7 protein-coding genes are annotated in these 17165 nt (G+C 34.0%); all 7 read left to right on the forward strand.

Annotation, left to right across the window (positions count from 1 at the left end; genetic code table 11):
* Nucleotides 1-10 precede the first annotated feature (10 nt).
* The 7 genes from FOC48_RS00545 to FOC48_RS00575 all read left to right on the forward strand — a co-directional run bounded on the left by FOC48_RS00545 (nt 11) and on the right by FOC48_RS00575 (nt 17034).
* The gene (locus FOC48_RS00545; protein WP_003147947.1) at nt 11-808 is read left to right on the forward strand and encodes an SDR family oxidoreductase; all 798 of its coding nucleotides are present in this window, start codon (nt 11-13) and stop codon (nt 806-808) included.
* A gap of 98 nt (nt 809-906) precedes the next feature.
* A complete protein-coding gene (locus FOC48_RS00550; RefSeq protein WP_003147946.1) occupies nt 907-1584 on the forward strand; it encodes an HAD family hydrolase in 678 nt (225 codons plus the stop codon).
* Nucleotides 1565-2236 carry a transaldolase family protein gene (locus FOC48_RS00555; RefSeq protein WP_003147945.1) on the forward strand — a complete coding sequence of 224 codons (672 nt, stop codon included), beginning with the start codon at nt 1565-1567 and terminating at the stop codon, nt 2234-2236. Before FOC48_RS00550 ends, FOC48_RS00555 begins: the two co-directional genes overlap by 20 nt.
* Before the next feature lie 41 nt (nt 2237-2277).
* Complete coding sequence (locus FOC48_RS00560) at nt 2278-2424, forward strand: hypothetical protein (protein WP_003147944.1); 147 nt, start codon at nt 2278-2280, stop codon at nt 2422-2424.
* Nucleotides 2425-2525: 101 nt separating this feature from the next.
* Nucleotides 2526-3224, forward strand: a complete 699-nt coding sequence (locus FOC48_RS00565) for an HAD family hydrolase (protein ID WP_003147943.1) — start codon at nt 2526-2528, stop codon at nt 3222-3224.
* Between the two features lie 113 nt (nt 3225-3337).
* Complete coding sequence (locus FOC48_RS00570; RefSeq protein WP_003147942.1) at nt 3338-4333, forward strand: D-2-hydroxyacid dehydrogenase; 996 nt, start codon at nt 3338-3340, stop codon at nt 4331-4333.
* Between the two features lie 392 nt (nt 4334-4725).
* Complete coding sequence (locus tag FOC48_RS00575; protein ID WP_172497790.1) at nt 4726-17034, forward strand: Rib/alpha-like domain-containing protein; 12309 nt, start codon at nt 4726-4728, stop codon at nt 17032-17034.
* Nucleotides 17035-17165: the final 131 nt, after the last annotated feature.

The following is a 17165-nucleotide window of genomic DNA, read 5'->3' on the forward strand; positions in this document are numbered from 1 at the left end:
AGAAATAATTATGAGTTGGTTAAATTTAGAAGGAAAAACAGTAGTAGTAACAGGTGGAGCATCAGGAATCGGTGCAGCGGTAGTTGATGAATTCTTAAATCAAGGATGTAATGTTGTAGTAAGTGATCTTACAGAAAAAGAATCTGATAATAATAAATTATTATATGTAAAATGTGATGTTACTAAAAGAAGTGATGTTAAAGAAGTTGTTGCTAAAACTGTAGAAAGATTTGGAACAATCGATATTCTTGTAAATAATGCAGGAATTAATATCCCGCGTTTATTAGTAGATAAAAAAGCCCCTGAAGGTAAATATGAATTTAGTGATGAGATATATGATAAAATTATGGATATAAATGTTAAAGGTTTATTCATCTTCTCTCAAGAAGTTGGGCGTATACTTGTTGCTAAAGGAAGTGGTGTAATAGTAAATATGTCTTCAGAATCTGGATTAGAAGGATCAGAAGGACAAAGTATTTATGCGGCTAGTAAGAATGCGGTAAACTCATTAACACGTTCATGGGCAAAAGAACTTGGTAAATTAGGTGTTAGAGTAGTAGGTGTGGCTCCAGGTATATTAGAAGCAACGGGACTTAGAACATTAGCTTATGAGGAAGCGTTAGCTTACACTCGTGGTGTAACAGTAGAACAAATTCGTGCTGGATATACAAGTACAAAAACTACGCCATTAGGAAGAGATGGTAAACTATCAGAAGTTGCAGATTTAGTTGCATATGTAGCAAGTGATAGAGCAAGTTATGTTCATGGTGTTACATATAATGTAGCAGGTGGAAAAACAAGAGGATAATAAATGAAATAGGGGAGTTTCCCCTATTTTTTGTAGTTTGTGAATTTCAATTATTTTTACTATAATAAATATATAGAACTAAAAATGAGGTTGATAATATGAATATAAAAGCTGTGTTATTTGATATGGATGGATTAATGGTTGATACGGAAAGTTTAGCAACTGAAGCGTTTATTCATAGTGCGAAAAAGCAAGGATATGATATGACGAAAGAAGAAACTCTTATGGTATTAGGATTTACTACGAAAAGTATTTATGAGTTTTGGGAAAATTATTTCAAAAATTCTGATGTTAGCGGGAAACAACTAGTAGATGATCATTATAAATATATAGAAAATGTTTTATTTACTACAGGGCCTAAAAAGATGCCGTATATAGAAGAGTTATTAAAATATTTGAAAGAAAATAATTATAAGGTTGCCGTAGCTTCTTCGTCTAATATGAATCATATAATTAACAATATGGAAAAAACAGGATTGAAGAAATATATAGATGGATTTGCTAGTGGTGCTGAGGTGAAAAATGGTAAGCCAGCACCAGATGTCTTCTTATTAGCTGCTGAACGTTTAGGCGTAGAACCAAAAAAATGTTTAGTTTTAGAAGATTCAAAAGCTGGAGTAATAGCTGGTAGTTCAGCAGGAGCTAAGGTTATAATGGTTCCTGATATGTTTAAACCAGATGATGAGTGTAAGGAAAAAGCTTATAAAATTGTTAATAATTTAGGAGAAGTTATAAATATGTTAGAGGAGAATAATAATGAAGATTTTAATAGATAGTGCAAACGTAGAGAAAATTAAAGAAATATCGAAATATAGAGAGATAACAGGGATAACGACTAATCCAACAATATTATCAAAGGTAGAAGGAGATATTGAAAATATATTGAAAGAATTAAAGGAATTTACTTACAATAAATATGAAATTCATGTACAAACAACAGAAAGTGAAGTAGAAGGAATATTAAGTGAAGCAAGAGTACTTAGAAAATTTTTTGGAGAAACATTTCATATAAAAATTCCTGTAACAAAGGCTGGTTTAGAGTCTATTAAACTTTGTTCAAGAGAAGGGATTAAGGTGACGGCTACAGCGGTTTTAAGTCCTATGCAAGCATTGGCTGCAGCTATGAATGGAGCAAGTTACGTAGCACCGTATGTAAATAGAATGGAAAATGTCGGGCAAGATGCAACAGAAACAATTTCTGTAATAAGTGATTTATTAATAGATTATCCTACAGAGATTTTGGCTGCAAGTTTTAAAAATATAAGACAGATTCAAGAAGTCTTGCTTCAAGGAGCCGAAGCGGCAACTATATCTCCTGAATTAATAGAAACAAGCATTTGGCATCCTTATACAGATAAGTCTGTTTTAGATTTTGAAATTGATTGGAAAAATAAATTTGGTGATAAAAAAATTATTGATATGATATAATAATTAATAAGAATAAAATATGTCTAGAATTGGAGATTAGTATGGATAACATAAATAATGTAGAAGAAATGACAGATAAACAGTTTATGGAGTATAAAGAAACACTCCTAAAGCTAGCTTTAGAAAAACTAGAGAGTAGTGCAACATTAGAAGAAGATAAAAATAAAATAGAAAAGTTAATTAAATAATTTTAAAAATCAACTCAATGAATAACAAAAAATACTAAGTTATTGAACTTATTAGTGGTGTTATAATGATATTGGGTTGATTTTAGTGCAAGGAGAATAAAATGATTGGTCTTGTTTTTGATGTTGATGATACTTTATATGAACAGATAGTTCCATTTGAAAATGCGTTTAGAAGTCTATTTGATATAGATATTGATATAGAAAAGTTTTATCTCTTGAGTAGATATTATAGTGATGTAAAATTTGAAGCTTCTAGAAATGGTGAGATGACGATGGATGAGTATCATATTTATCGAATCCAAGAAGCGGCAAAAGATTTAGGTGTATACCTAACAGATGAACAGGCTCTTAGTATGCAAAGGCAATATAAGAATAATCAACAAAAATTAAAAATGTCTGATACAACGATAAGTATTTTGGAACTTGCTAAAAAGAATAATGTGAAGTTGGGTGTCATAACTAATGGTCCTAGCGATCATCAATGGACGAAAGTAGATGCTTTAGGCGTTGAAAAATGGATTCCTAGAGAAAATATTATTGTTTCAGGTGATTTAGGAATAAACAAACCAGATGTTAGAATATTTGCTGCTATGCAAGAAAAGTTACAACTAGGAGTTGAATCTTTATATTACATTGGGGATTCTTTAGAAAATGATATAGTTGGAGCGAATAATGCAGGATGGAAATCGATTTGGATAAATCGTTATAATAAAGAATATTCTACAGGTACTGAAATATATATAAAAGTTCAAAACAATTATGAATTGTTTGAAATTATTAAAGAAATAATTGAAAAATAAGACAAAAGTATTTTAGGATACAGTTTTTTATGGTAAAATTAATTATATATATTCAATATAATATTTATTTTAGATATTGAATAATAACATTCTTGTAAACAGGAGGAAAAGATATGAAATTAGTATTTTTTAATTTAAGAGAAGATGAAAAGAGTGCTTTAGAAAGTTGGAGAAATGCTCATCCTGAGGTTGAAATTGACGTTTATACAGAGGAACTTTCATCTGCTAATAAACACTTATTAGAAGGAAAGCAAGGTGTAGTTTTAGCGCAAAATAAACCTTTTGAGAGCGACGTATATGAATATGCTCACGAACAAGGAATTAAAGTCTTTGCGACTCGTTCTGCAGGATTTGATATTTATGATTTAGAGTTAATGAACAAATATGGTATTAAAATGACAAACGTACCATCATATTCACCTAATGCAATTGCTGAGCATGTACTTACAACAGCACTTAGAATTAGTAGAAACACTAACAAAATTCAACGTAATTTAGAAAGACATAATTTCTCTTGGAATCCAGGGATTTTATCTCGTGAACTTAGAACTTTAACAGTGGGAGTTATCGGTACTGGAAGAATCGGGACTCAAGCTGCTAGATTATTTAATGGTCTAGGATCTAAAGTTCTAGGATATGATGTTTACAAAAATGAAGCGGCAAAAGAAGTTTTAACTTATGTTGAGAATTTGGATGATTTAATTGCAAATTCTGATGTAATAACTATTCATATGCCAGCTATTAAAGAATATAACCACATGGTAAATGATGAGTTTATCTCTAAAATGAAAGATAACTCAATTTTATTAAATGCTGCTCGTGGTATGTTAGTTGATACTAAGGCTGTGTTACGTGCTTTAGATAGCGGAAAAATTCTTGGAGCAGGATTAGATGTATATGAAAATGAAAGTAAATATGTTCCTAAAAACTTTGAAGGAAAAGAATTCGATGATGAGTTATTGCAAACTCTAATCGATCGCGATGATGTAATTTATACACCACATACAGCGTTTTATACAGAAACTGCAATTCAGAACCTAGTAGAAGGTGGATTAGAAGCTGCTGTAGATGTAATTACGACAGGAACATCAGCGAATGCTGTAAATTAATTTAATAACTGATATTATAAAGACTTAGTTTTGTTAAATGCAAAATTAAGTCTTTTTGTGTTGTTAAATATATAAAGTTGCATTATAACTATAGAAGAGAGAATAAGAGGTGATTATTTTGATAATACATCTTGAAAAAATTATTTTTAACGCATTGAATATTTATTGTTATATTTCTTTATTTAATAATTGTATTTGTTTGTTTTTTTGTTTAAAATATATATGGTTAATTCAATAAATACTTGAAAATAGATTATGCTTTTAAATGTTTCAATTTAATGACAATAACGTATTCTATATATGAAAGTATTGAATATCTAAAGGATTAGAGATATAATATAATGTATATTAATAATATCGTAAATATAAGAATAAAATGAAGGAGAAAAGAGATGTTATTTAATCGACAAGGGCTACAACAAAAAAATTGGCGAATGGTCAAAAAAGGAAAACACATACTTTTTGGTTGTTCGTTATTCTTTGTTGTTGGGGGAGTAAGTGTTAATGGCCCGCAAGTGACATATGCAAGTGAGATTAATAGCTCAGAATTATCTGTTAAGCAAGATAATATAAGTAACAAAAATACGGCAGTTAGCACTTCGGAATTAAACGATGAGAAACAAACGGAAAGTTTAAACAACACAACATTAGAAAATAATACTTTAAGCGAAAGCAAAGAGAAGATTATCCTGAAAAAGGAAGCTAATAAGGAAGAACTAAAGAATTTAGTTGATAAGATTAAGAAAGCAGACATCAGTGGAAAAACTGAAAAATCTGTAAAAGAACTTAATCTTGTTTTGTCACGTGCAGAAAAAGCGCTAGATAATAAAGAAATAACTCAAGAAGAAATTGATAAAGAAGTAAAACTTTTAAAGGTAGTATTTGAGAATTTAGAAGATAAATCTAGGGGAGACAAAAAATCAGAAATTAAGAAAGATGATGATAAATCAGATTCTGAGAAAGATACTAAAGAAAAACAACAAGTTAATAATACAGAAGATGTTGCTAGAAGACATAATGAAAAAATTACTAAAGCAACTAATATCGTGAAAGAAATTAATAGTTTAGCTAGTGAAATAAACTATGAATTTAGTGATTCAGAAAAAGAACTAGTTAACACTATTGAGAAACTTCCAACTACTGATAATAATAGTGAAGAAAGTATTCAAAAACTATTAAATGAAGCAATTTATCTTCGAAATAGAGTAGCTAATAGAGTTACTCGTGCTAATTCGGGAAGACGTGACCCACGAAATGGAAAAGTCATTGACAAAAATGGAGAGAGTGGGTTTAGAGCGATTTGGTTAGCATCAATTGCTAATAAATATGAAGGTAGTAATAACTTAGTAAATGAAAATAGAACAAATTTAACTTTTTATAATTCGGATACTTTATTCTCAGTGATGACAGCGTATGGTAAAAGAGGAAATGGGGAACCGTTAGTAAGATATCAGAATGGCCCTAAACGAGGAGAGGAAAATCCTACTCCGTATTATGTAAAAAGAGTAGGAGTTATAAGTGGTCTTAATCAAGTTAAAGGTTTAAAACTACGTGTAGCTTATAAAGATTTCCGAACAGGAAATAAAGAAGAAGTAGATATTGCTGCTAACTATTGGAATGTAAATAATCCTGAAGTACAAATGGCTCTTGTTGGAACTATAGGTGATGGTGGAAATGTAACACCAGGTACTTATCATATTACAATTGGAGCAAATGGGACATATAAACAAAATACAATTACCTATACTCTAACTATCAAACCTCAGAGTGAGCGTAATACTGTTAATAATTTAACTCCTACTTACGTAGATGATATTAGACATTTAACAGAAAATGAAAAAAATGCTTTGATTGAAAAATTTAAAGCTGAGCATCCGAATGTCGTCAATCGTGCGAATCATGTTGACTTCGACCATGCTGAAATTTCAGCTGATGGTACAACGATGACAATTCACTTTAAAGATGGATTTAATCCTAAAACAATTCAAACAAATGCGACGAATGATGTAGAAGCAAAACACCAAAGTATAACAGCTTATTTTGGTGATTCTAAAGAATTGTATACAAATCCAAGGCAATTAGTACGTTCTAAAACTGGAAATGAAGTACCGTCGACAGCTCAAGTAACTTATAAAACACCTTTTAACTTACAACAAACGGGAACAAGAAACGTTGTAGTAACGACAACTTATGAAAATGGAATAACAAAAGATGTAACAACTCCTTATACAGTTTTAGATTTTATAGGAAAACAAGATAAGAAAATTAACCAGAATCAATCTGGTCAATTGGGAGACGCAAGAAATTATATTACTGTTTCGGATAATTCAGCACTTCCAAGTGAATTAACTGTTCGTTGGAAAGGTGGTTCATCGACTGTAGATACCTCTGCTGCGGGTGTACAACATAAAGAAATTGAAATTCTTCGTGGAAATCATTTGATGAAAACTGTAACTATACCGGTAGAAATAGTGGATAATATTAATCCAACTATTACAGCACCAGATTCAGTATTACTAACAAGGTTGGAAGGGTTACCAAGTGAGATAAATATTTCTGCACAGGATAATAATAAAGGAGTAGGACTTAAAGATGGAACTGCTGTTACTGTAGAAAATCTTCCTGCACCTTTAACGTATAATGCAGCAAAATCTAAAATTGAAATAAATGGTGTTATTCCGAATAACTTCCAACTTGGTAAATCAAGTATTCAAGTGACTGTTAAGGCAGTTGATAAAAAAGGAAATACTGCGACTAAAAATATTACTTTTAATATCCAATCTCAAACACAAAAATATACAGCAGTTGCTAATCCTCAAAAACAAGAAGTGAGTTATGGTGAGACTCCTGATGCAGGAACAAGTATTCAAAGAAATGGATTGCCAACAGGCACAAGATATGGATGGGCAACAGCACCTAATACGACAACAGGTCCTGGAGATAAAGCAGGAGTTGTAACAGTAACTTACCCAGATGGTTCAACAGATACTGTAAGTGTGACCGTAAAAGTGCGTAAGTTAAGTGATGAGCATGAACCAACTGGGAAGACAATTACTGTCAATCAAAATGAACCTGTAACAAATGATAGACTGAAAGCAGCGGTAACAATCAGTAGCAATGGTAACAGTAAAGTGAGATCGGTTACTCCAGTCGGAAATATCAGTACGACAAATGCAGGGCCACAAACCATAAAAGCGACAGTTACCTATTTGGATAATACTACTGATCCGGTTGATATTCCACTAGAAGTAAAAGACATTACAGCTCCAACGATTCAAACACCAACTGACAGACAAAATTGGGATTTAATCGCGTTAGACAGAACATTGCCACCAATAAAAGTAATATCTGCTGATAACGCCGGTGGAACAGGTATTAAATCAACAACAGTAACTGGGTTACCAGATTTCTTGGTATATGATAATGCAACTAAGACAATTAAGTTTAAAAATGGTGTTCAAGAGGTAACGAAACTACCTGCTGGACAAGATAGTAAGATATATAATGTTAATATCCAAGTAACAGATAATTCGAATAATTCTAGTCAAAGAACAGTAGCGATTACTGTTAAATCGATGACTACTAAATACAGTGCAACAGCCAATCCACAAAAACAAACTGTAAGTTATGGTGAAACACCAAACGCAGGAACAAGTATAAATAAAAATGAATTACCAGAAGGAACATCGTATACTTGGAGAACGATGCCTAACACAACTACTGGTCCTGGACAAAAGGCTGGAGTAGTAATTGTAACATATCCAGATGGTTCTACAGATTTGGTTGATGTAACTGTGGATGTACGAAAACTAAGTGAAGAACATGAACCAACAGCTACTAAAATAGTTAAAAATCAAAATGGCTTAGTGTCGAATGCAGATTTGAAAGCAGCGGTAACAATCAGTAACAATGGTGCTAGTAAGGTGAAATCTGTAACTCCTGTCGGCACAATCAACACTGTTGAAGCAGGGGAAAAAGAAATTTCTGCAATGGTAACCTATCTTGATGATACAACGGATACGGTGAAAATTCCGTTAGAAGTAAAAGATGTGACACCACCAACGATTCAAACACCAGTAAATGGTCAAAATGTTGATTTAATTGCATTAGATAAAGCTTTTTCACCAATAAAAGTAACGTCTAATGACAACGCTGGAGGAAGTGGTGTTCAGTCAACAACGGTAACAGACTTACCAGATTTCTTAACATATGATGATGCGACTAAAACCATCAAGTTTAAAGAAGGTACTAAGGAAGTTCCTAAATTACCAGTTGGTACAGATTCTCAAACGTATACAACTACAATTCGTGTGACAGATAATGCAAATAATAGTAGTACTTCACATTTAACTTTTATTGTGAAATCAATGACTACAAAATATGATGCAACTTCAAACACTCAAAAACAAACAGTAAGTTATGGTGAAACTCCAGATGCAGGCACAAGCGTGAATAAAACAGGACTACCAGAAGGAACAAGTTACGCTTGGAAAACAACACCAGTCACAACAGATGGACCTGGTGAAAAAGATGGAGTAGTAGAAGTAACGTATAAAGACGGTTCAAAAGATATGGTAAATGTAAAAGTTACTGTAAAAGAATTAAGTTCAGAATACGAAGTAACTGGAAATGAAATCGTAGTAAATCAAAACGATCGTGTATCAAATGATGATTTAAAAGCTAAAGTAACAGCGACATCAAAAGTAGGGAATGTTGATGGAACGGATAAAATTTCAAAAGTAGAACCAAAAGCGGAGATTAGCACGGCCAACTATGGAGATCAAAATATAACTGCGACAGTAACATTTAAAGATGGAACAACTAAGGAAGTAACCATTCCATTGAAAGTAAAAGACGTAACGAAGCCAACTATCCAAACACCAGAAGATAATACAAACTGGGAAATGACAGCATTAGACAAAGCTTTACCAAATATGGAAGTAAGAGCTGAAGATAATGCAAATGGTAGTGGAATAAAAAACGTCACTGTAATAGGATTGCCTGATTATCTAGAATATGATAGTGCAACTTACACTATTAAATTCAAATCAGGAAAAGACACAGTTGAAAAACTACCAGAAAATATACCAAGTCAAGAATTTACTTTAAATATTCGAGCAGAAGATAATGCGGGAAATGTTAGAGAAAGAACGGCTAAAATTACAGTATTTTCAATGAGTGCGAAAAAGGAACCTACACCAATTCCACAAAATACAAGTTATGGAAAAGTACCAGATCCTAATGCAAGTGTAGATAAAGAAGGACTACCGGAAGGTACAAATGTAACATGGAAAACACCACCTGTAGTTAATACACCAGGTACAACAACTGGTGAAGTGGAAATCACTTATCCAGATGGATCAAAAGACGTAGTTACAGTAAATGTAACAGTGAGAAAAGTAAGTGAAGATTTTACAGCGACTGGAACACAAATTGAAGTAAATCAAAATGAAGCAGTAACATCTGATATGTTAAAAGCAGCAGTAACTACGGTAAATGCGCAAGGTGAAAATGGAAATGCCAAAATTGCAACAGTTGAAGCCAAAACACTAATTAACACTGAGGCTTATGGAGAACAAACAATACAAGCAAAAGTAACATATATTGATGGTTCCGAACAAGAAGTAACAATTCCTCTTGAAGTAAGAGACGTAACGCCACCGACAATTCAAACACCAACTAATGGACAGAATTGGAATTTAATCGCAGTAGAAGGACAAGATCCAAATATAGCCGTAACAAGTGAAGACAACGCAGGAGGAAGTGGAGTTAAATCAACGACAGTAACAGGGTTACCAGACTTCTTAGAGTATAATGAATCAACTAAAAAGATTCAGTTCAAAACAGGAGTAACTCAAGTACCAAGTTTACCAGTAGGAACTGACGTACGATCTCACAATGTAACTATTACAGTAGTAGATAATGCAGGGAATGAAACAACAACAAATGTTACAATCACTGTGAAATCAATGACTACGAAATACGAAGCAACTCCAAACTCGGAAAAACAAACAGTAAGTTACGGAGTGACTCCAGATGTAGCAACAAGTGTGAATACTTCAGGGTTACCAGAAGGAACAAGATATGCTTGGACAATAACACCAGTAACAACAACACCTGGTGAGAAAGACGGAGTAGTAGAAGTAACGTATAAAGACGGTTCAAAAGATACAGTAAATGTAAAAGTTACAGTAAATGAACTAAGTTCAGAATACGAAGTAACTGGAGCACCAATTGAAGTAAATCAAAACACTCCAGTAACAAATGATGAATTGAAAGCCAAAGTGACGGCGACATCAAAAGTAGAGAATGTTGATGGGGCAGATAAGATTTCAAAAGTAGAACCAAAAGTACAAGTAAGTACAGCTGCATACGGTGAAACAAATATTGAAGCAACAGTAACGTTCAAAGATGGAACAACGAAAGAAGTAACAATTCCGTTAAAAGTCAAAGACGTGACTCCACCAACTATTACAGCTCCAGAAGAAAATAAAAACTGGGAAATGACAGCATTAGATAAAACTTTACCAAATATGGAAGTAAGGGCAGAAGATAATGCGAACGGAAGTGGAATAAAAACGGTAAGTGTAGAAGGACTTCCTGATTACTTAGAATATGATAGTACAACTAACTCAATTAAGTTTAAATTAGGGAAACAAGAAGTAGAAAAACTACCAGATAATACGCCAAGTAAAGAATTTAATTTGAATATTCGTGTAGAAGATAATGCAGGAAATGTTAATACAAGAACTGCGAAAATTACAGTATCTTCAATGAGTGCGAAAACTAATCCTCAACCAAAAGATCAAATGGTAAACTACGGACAAGTACCAAATCCAGAAGATAGTGTAAATAAACAAGGGCTACCAGATGGAACAACGGTGACATGGAAAACTCCACCAGTAGATAATACGCCAGGTTCAACAACGGGAGAAGTAGAAATCACATATCCAGATGGCTCAAAAGATGTGGTTACAGTAAATGTAACTGTAAGAAAAGTAAGCGAAGAATATACTGCGACTGGAACACAAATCGAAGTGAATCAAAATGCAGAAGTAACATCTGATATGTTAAAAGGAGTAGTTAATGCGATTAATGCACAAGATGACAATGGTAATGCGAAAATCGCAAAAGTGGAATCAAAAACACCAATTAATACAGCGTTGTATGGAAATCAAACAATTCAAGCAAAAGTAACATATATTGATGGCTCAGAACAAGATGTTACGATTCCGTTAAAAGTCAAAGATGTAACTCCACCAACAATTCAAACACCAACTAATGGACAGAATTGGAATTTAATCGCAGTAGAAGGAGGAAATCCAAATATTGCTGTAACGAGTGAGGATAACGCTGGAGGAAGTGGAATTAAATCTATAACTGTAATGGGGTTACCAAATTTCTTAGAATACAATGAAGCAACTAAGATGATTCAGTTTAAAACAGGAGTAACATCAGTACCAAAATTATCAGAGGGAACAGATGTAGAACCGCATAATGTAACGATAACGGTAGCAGATAACGCGGGTAACGAAACAACAACAAATGTTACAATTACTGTGAAATCGATGACTACGAAATACAATGCAACTCCTAATGAACAAAAACAAACGGTAAGTTATGGTGAAGAATTAGATGCGGGAGCGAGTATTAATAAATCTGGTTTACCTGCAGGAACAACTTATACATGGGAAACAAAACCAAGTACGACAGAAGAACCAGGGGAGAAAGCAGGAGTAGTAACTGTTACATATCCAGATGGCTCAAAAGATGCAGTTAATGTGACTGTAAATGTGAGAAAACTAAGTGATGAATATGAACCAACAGGTACTAAAATAGTTAAAAATCAAAATGACTTAGTATCAAATGAAGAATTAAAAGCAACGGTGACAATTAGTAATAATGGTGCTAGTAAGGTGAAATCTGTAACTCCTGTTGGAACTATTAATACGATAAACTCAGGAGATCAAACAATTAATGCGACTGTAACGTATCTTGATGGTACAACAGATACTGTAACAATAACACTTGAAGTAAAAGACGTGACTCCACCAACTATTCAAGCCCCAACAGAAAATACAAACTGGGAAATGACTGCATTAGATAAAACTTTACCAAATATGGAAGTAAGTGCAGCAGATAATGCGAACGGAAGTGGAGTAAAAACAGTAAGTGTAGAAGGTCTTCCTGATTACTTAGAATATGATAGTACAACTAACTCTATTAGATTTAAAGCAGGAAAACAAGAAGTAGAAAAACTACCAGAAAATACACCAAGTAAAGAATTTAATTTGAACATTCGCGTGGAAGATAAAGCAGGGAATGTCAGTGAAAGAACTGCGAAAATTACAGTATCTTCGATGAGTGAGAAAAAGAATCCGACGCCAATTCCACAAAATACAAGTTATGGACAAGTACCTTCCCCTAATGCAAGTGTAGACAAAACAGGATTACCGGAAGGAACAAATGTAACATGGAAAACACCACCAGTAGTTACAGCACCAGGAACTAGTACAGGAGTGATTGAAGTAACTTATCCAGATGGAAGCAAAGATACAGTTGAAGTGACGGTAAATATAAGTAAGTTAAGTGATGAGTACAATATAGCTGGTACTGAAATTGTAGTGAACCAAAATACTCCAGTAACGAATGATGACCTAAAAGCCAAGGTAACGGCGATATCAAAAGAAGGAAATATTAATGGAACTGATAAAATCTCAAAAGTAGAACCAAAAGCAGAGATTAGCACAGCTAACTATGGAAATCAAAATATTACTGCGACAGTAACATTCAAAGATGGAACAACTAAAGAAGTAACAATTCCATTAAAAGTTAAGGATATCACAGCACCAACAATTCAAACACCAACTAATGGACAGAATTGGGACTTAATCGCAGTAGAAGGAGAAAATCCAAATATTGCTGTAACGAGTCAGGATAACGCTGGAGGAAGTGGAGTTAAGTCAACAACGATAACAGGATTACCAGAATTCCTAGAATACAATGAAGCAACTAAAACAATTCAGTTTAAAGCAGGAACAACATCAGTACCAAACTTACCAGAAGGAACAGATGTAGAGCCACATAATGTAACGATAACGGTAGTAGATAACGCAGGGAACGAAACAACAATAAATGTTACAATCACCGTGAAGTCAATGACTACAAAATATGAAGCAACTTCGAATCCAGAAAAAAAAATAGTAAGTTATGGAGAAGAAGTAGATGCGGGAGCAAGTATTAACAAATCTGGTTTACCTGTAGGAACAACTTATACATGGGAAACAAAACCAAGTACGACACAAGGTCCTGGGGATAAAGTGGGAGTAGTGACTGTTACATATCCTGATGGTAGTAAAGATACTGTTAATGTTACGGTAAATGTTCGTGCACTTAATGATGAGTATGATGTAGCTGGAAATGAAATCGTAGTAAACCAAAATACTCCTGTAACAAATGATGAATTAAAAGCCAAAGTGACGACGACATCAAAAGTAGGGAATATTGATGGAACTGATAAGATTTCAAAAGTAGAACCAAAAGCGGAAATTAGCACGGTTAACTATGGAAATCAAAATATTACTGCGACAGTAACATTCAAAGATGGAACAACGAAAGAAGTAACAATTCCATTAAAAGTCAAGGATGTAATACCACCAACTATTCAAGCTCCAACAGAAAATACGAACTGGGAAATGACAGCATTAGATAAAACTTTACCAAATATGGAAGTAAGGGTAGAAGATAATGCGAATGGAAGTGGAGTAAAAACAGTAAGTGTAGAAGGACTCCCTAATTACTTAGAATATGATAATGCAACTAACTTAATTAAATTTAAGACTGGAAAACAAGAAGTAGAAAAACTATCAGAGAATACTCCAAGTAAAGAATTTAATTTGAATATTCGTGTTGAAGATAATGCAGGAAATGTTAATACAAGAACTGCGAAAATTACAGTATCTTCAATAAGTGCGAAGACTAATCCTCAACCAAATGATCAAACGGTAAACTACGGACAAACACCAAATCCAGAAGATAGTATAAATAAACAAGGATTACCAGATGGAACAACGGTGATATGGAAAACACCGCCAGTAGTTAATACACCAGGTTCAACAACCGGAGAAGTGGAAATCACTTATCCAGATGGATCAAAAGATGTAGTTACAGTAAATGTAACTGTAAGAAAAGTAAGCGAAGAATATACTGCGACTGGAACACAAATCGAAGTAAATCAAAATGAAGAAGTAACATCTGATATGTTAAAAGGAGCAGTTAATGCGACTAATGGTAAAGGTGAGAATGGTAATGCGAAAATCTCAAAAGTAGAATCAACAGCACCAATTAGCACAACAACATATGGAGACCAAACAATTCAAGCAAAGGTAATATATATTGATGGTTCAGAACAAGAAGTAACGATTCCGTTAAAAGTCAAAGATATAACACCACCAACTATTACAGCTCCAATAGAAAATAAAAACTGGGAAATAACTGCATTAGATAAAACTTTACCTGCGATGAAGATTAAAGCAGAAGACAATGCAAATGGAAGTGGAATTTCTATGATTGAAGTAAGAAATCTACCTGAATTCTTAACTTTTGATGAATCTACTGGAACAATTGTTTTCAAGGAAGGTGTACAAGAAGTACCGAAAATTAAATCCGACAATACAATGCATGGTGTAACGATAATAGCAAGAGATAGAGCTGGAAATTCGACATCAATTTTAGTAAATATTACAGTTTGGTCTATGCGAGGAAAATATGATCCACAACCAAAAGCACAAACTGTGGACAACGGAACAGTACCAAACGCAGAAGATAGTGTAGATAAAACAGGGTTACCAGAAGGTACAACTGTAACATGGAAGACAACTCCAGATGTAAGTACACCTGGAAGTCATCCAACAATAGCGTTAGTAACGTACCCAGATGGGACAGTAGACGAAGTCACAGTACCAATCACAGTTAAGAAACAAAGTGAAACATTCACACCAACTGCGAAAGAGCCAAACCAAACCGCAAAACACGGAAGTGACCCAAGCGCAGAAGGAAGTATCAACACTGAGAACCTACCTAAAGGAACAACGTACACATGGGTAGAAAAACCAGATACAAATACAACGCCAGGAAGCAAACAAGGAAAAGTATTAATCACATACCCAGATAATAGTACGGAAGAAGTTACAGTAACAGTAGAAGTAACACCACAAAAAGACGACTACAATCCACAACCAAAACCACAAACAGTGGATAACGGTACAGTACCAAACGCAGAAGATAGTGTAGACAAAACAGGCTTACCAAGTGGAACTACAATCACATGGAAGACAAATCCAGAAGTAACTACACCAGGAGAATATCCAACAATAGCGTTAGTAACATACCCAGATGGAACAGTAGACGAAGTTGAAGTACCAATTACAGTTAAAAAACAAAGTGACACATTCACACCAACTGCGAAAGAGCCAAATCCAACGGCAAAACATGGAAGTGACCCAAGCGCAGAAGGAAGTATCAATACAGACGGCTTACCAAGTGGCACAACGTACACATGGGTAGAAAAACCAGATACAAATACAACACCAGGAAGCAAACCAGGAAAAGTATTGATCACATACCCAGACAATAGTACGGAAGAAGTGCCTGTAACAGTAGAAGTAACACCACAGAAAGATGACTACAATCCACAACCAAAACCACAAACTATTACAAATGGAGATGTTCCAAATGCAAAAGATAGTATAGGAAATGTACAAGAACTACCAGATGGAACAAGAATAGAGTGGAAAGATGGAACAGTTCCTAATACTGATACTCCAGGGAATATTTCTGCAAAAATAACTATCACATATCCAGATGGAACGGTAGATGAAGTCGATGTGACAATTATAGCTAATAAACAAACTGCAAAAGGAGATCCAGAAGTTCAACCAACGTTACCAGAATTCAGTGGAGGAGTAAACGGGGATCCAGAAGTTCAACCAACGTTACCAGAATTCAGTGGAGGAGTAAACGGGGATCCAGAAGTTCAACCAGCTTTACCAGAATTCAATGGAGGGGTGAACGGAGATCCAGAAGTTCAACCAATGTTACCAGAATTCAGTGGAGGAGTAAACGGGGATCCAGAAGTTCAACCAGCTTTACCAGAATTCAATGGAGGGGTGAACGGAGATCCAGAAGTCCAACCAACGTTACCAGAATTCAACGGAGGAGTAAACGGAGATCCAGAAGTTCAACCAATGTTACCAGAATTCAGTGGAGGAGTAAACGGAGACCCAGAAATTCAACCAGAGGTACAAAAAAATAAACTTATTATTACTAGATGGATCGATGAGAATGGCAATGAATTGAAACCTGCGGATGCTGAAGCTTCAACCAAACTTGGTGAAGAAAATAAGGCATTTGATCATGGTGAAATAGAAGGTTATGAATTTATAAGAACAGAAGTTAGTAAATCTGGGGATGTTGTTACACATATCTTCAGAAAACGTGCTAACAATGTGATTAATAAAGTACGAGTAACACAAGCTAATTCTCGAAATATTGATCTAGTGAAATCTAGTGGATTTAGTAAAACATATAAACGTTTAGCTAATACAGGTGAAACCGCAAATAATAGTGAATTAGCAGGACTAGGTTTAGCAATAGTAGGTCTATTTGCAGCAATAAAACGTCGTAAAAACGAAGAAGATTAATTTTAAATTTTCTTAGAAGTTTAAAAGTTATAAACCTACATAGGAAAAGAATCCCTTGGAAATGATTATCTCCAAGGGATTCTCTATTTGATTATAAAAGAAAAGATCCGACATTGTCAGACCTTAAAATT

It is taken from the genome of Gemella haemolysans (assembly GCF_012273215.1).
GTDB lineage: Bacteria > Bacillota > Bacilli > Staphylococcales > Gemellaceae > Gemella > Gemella haemolysans_A.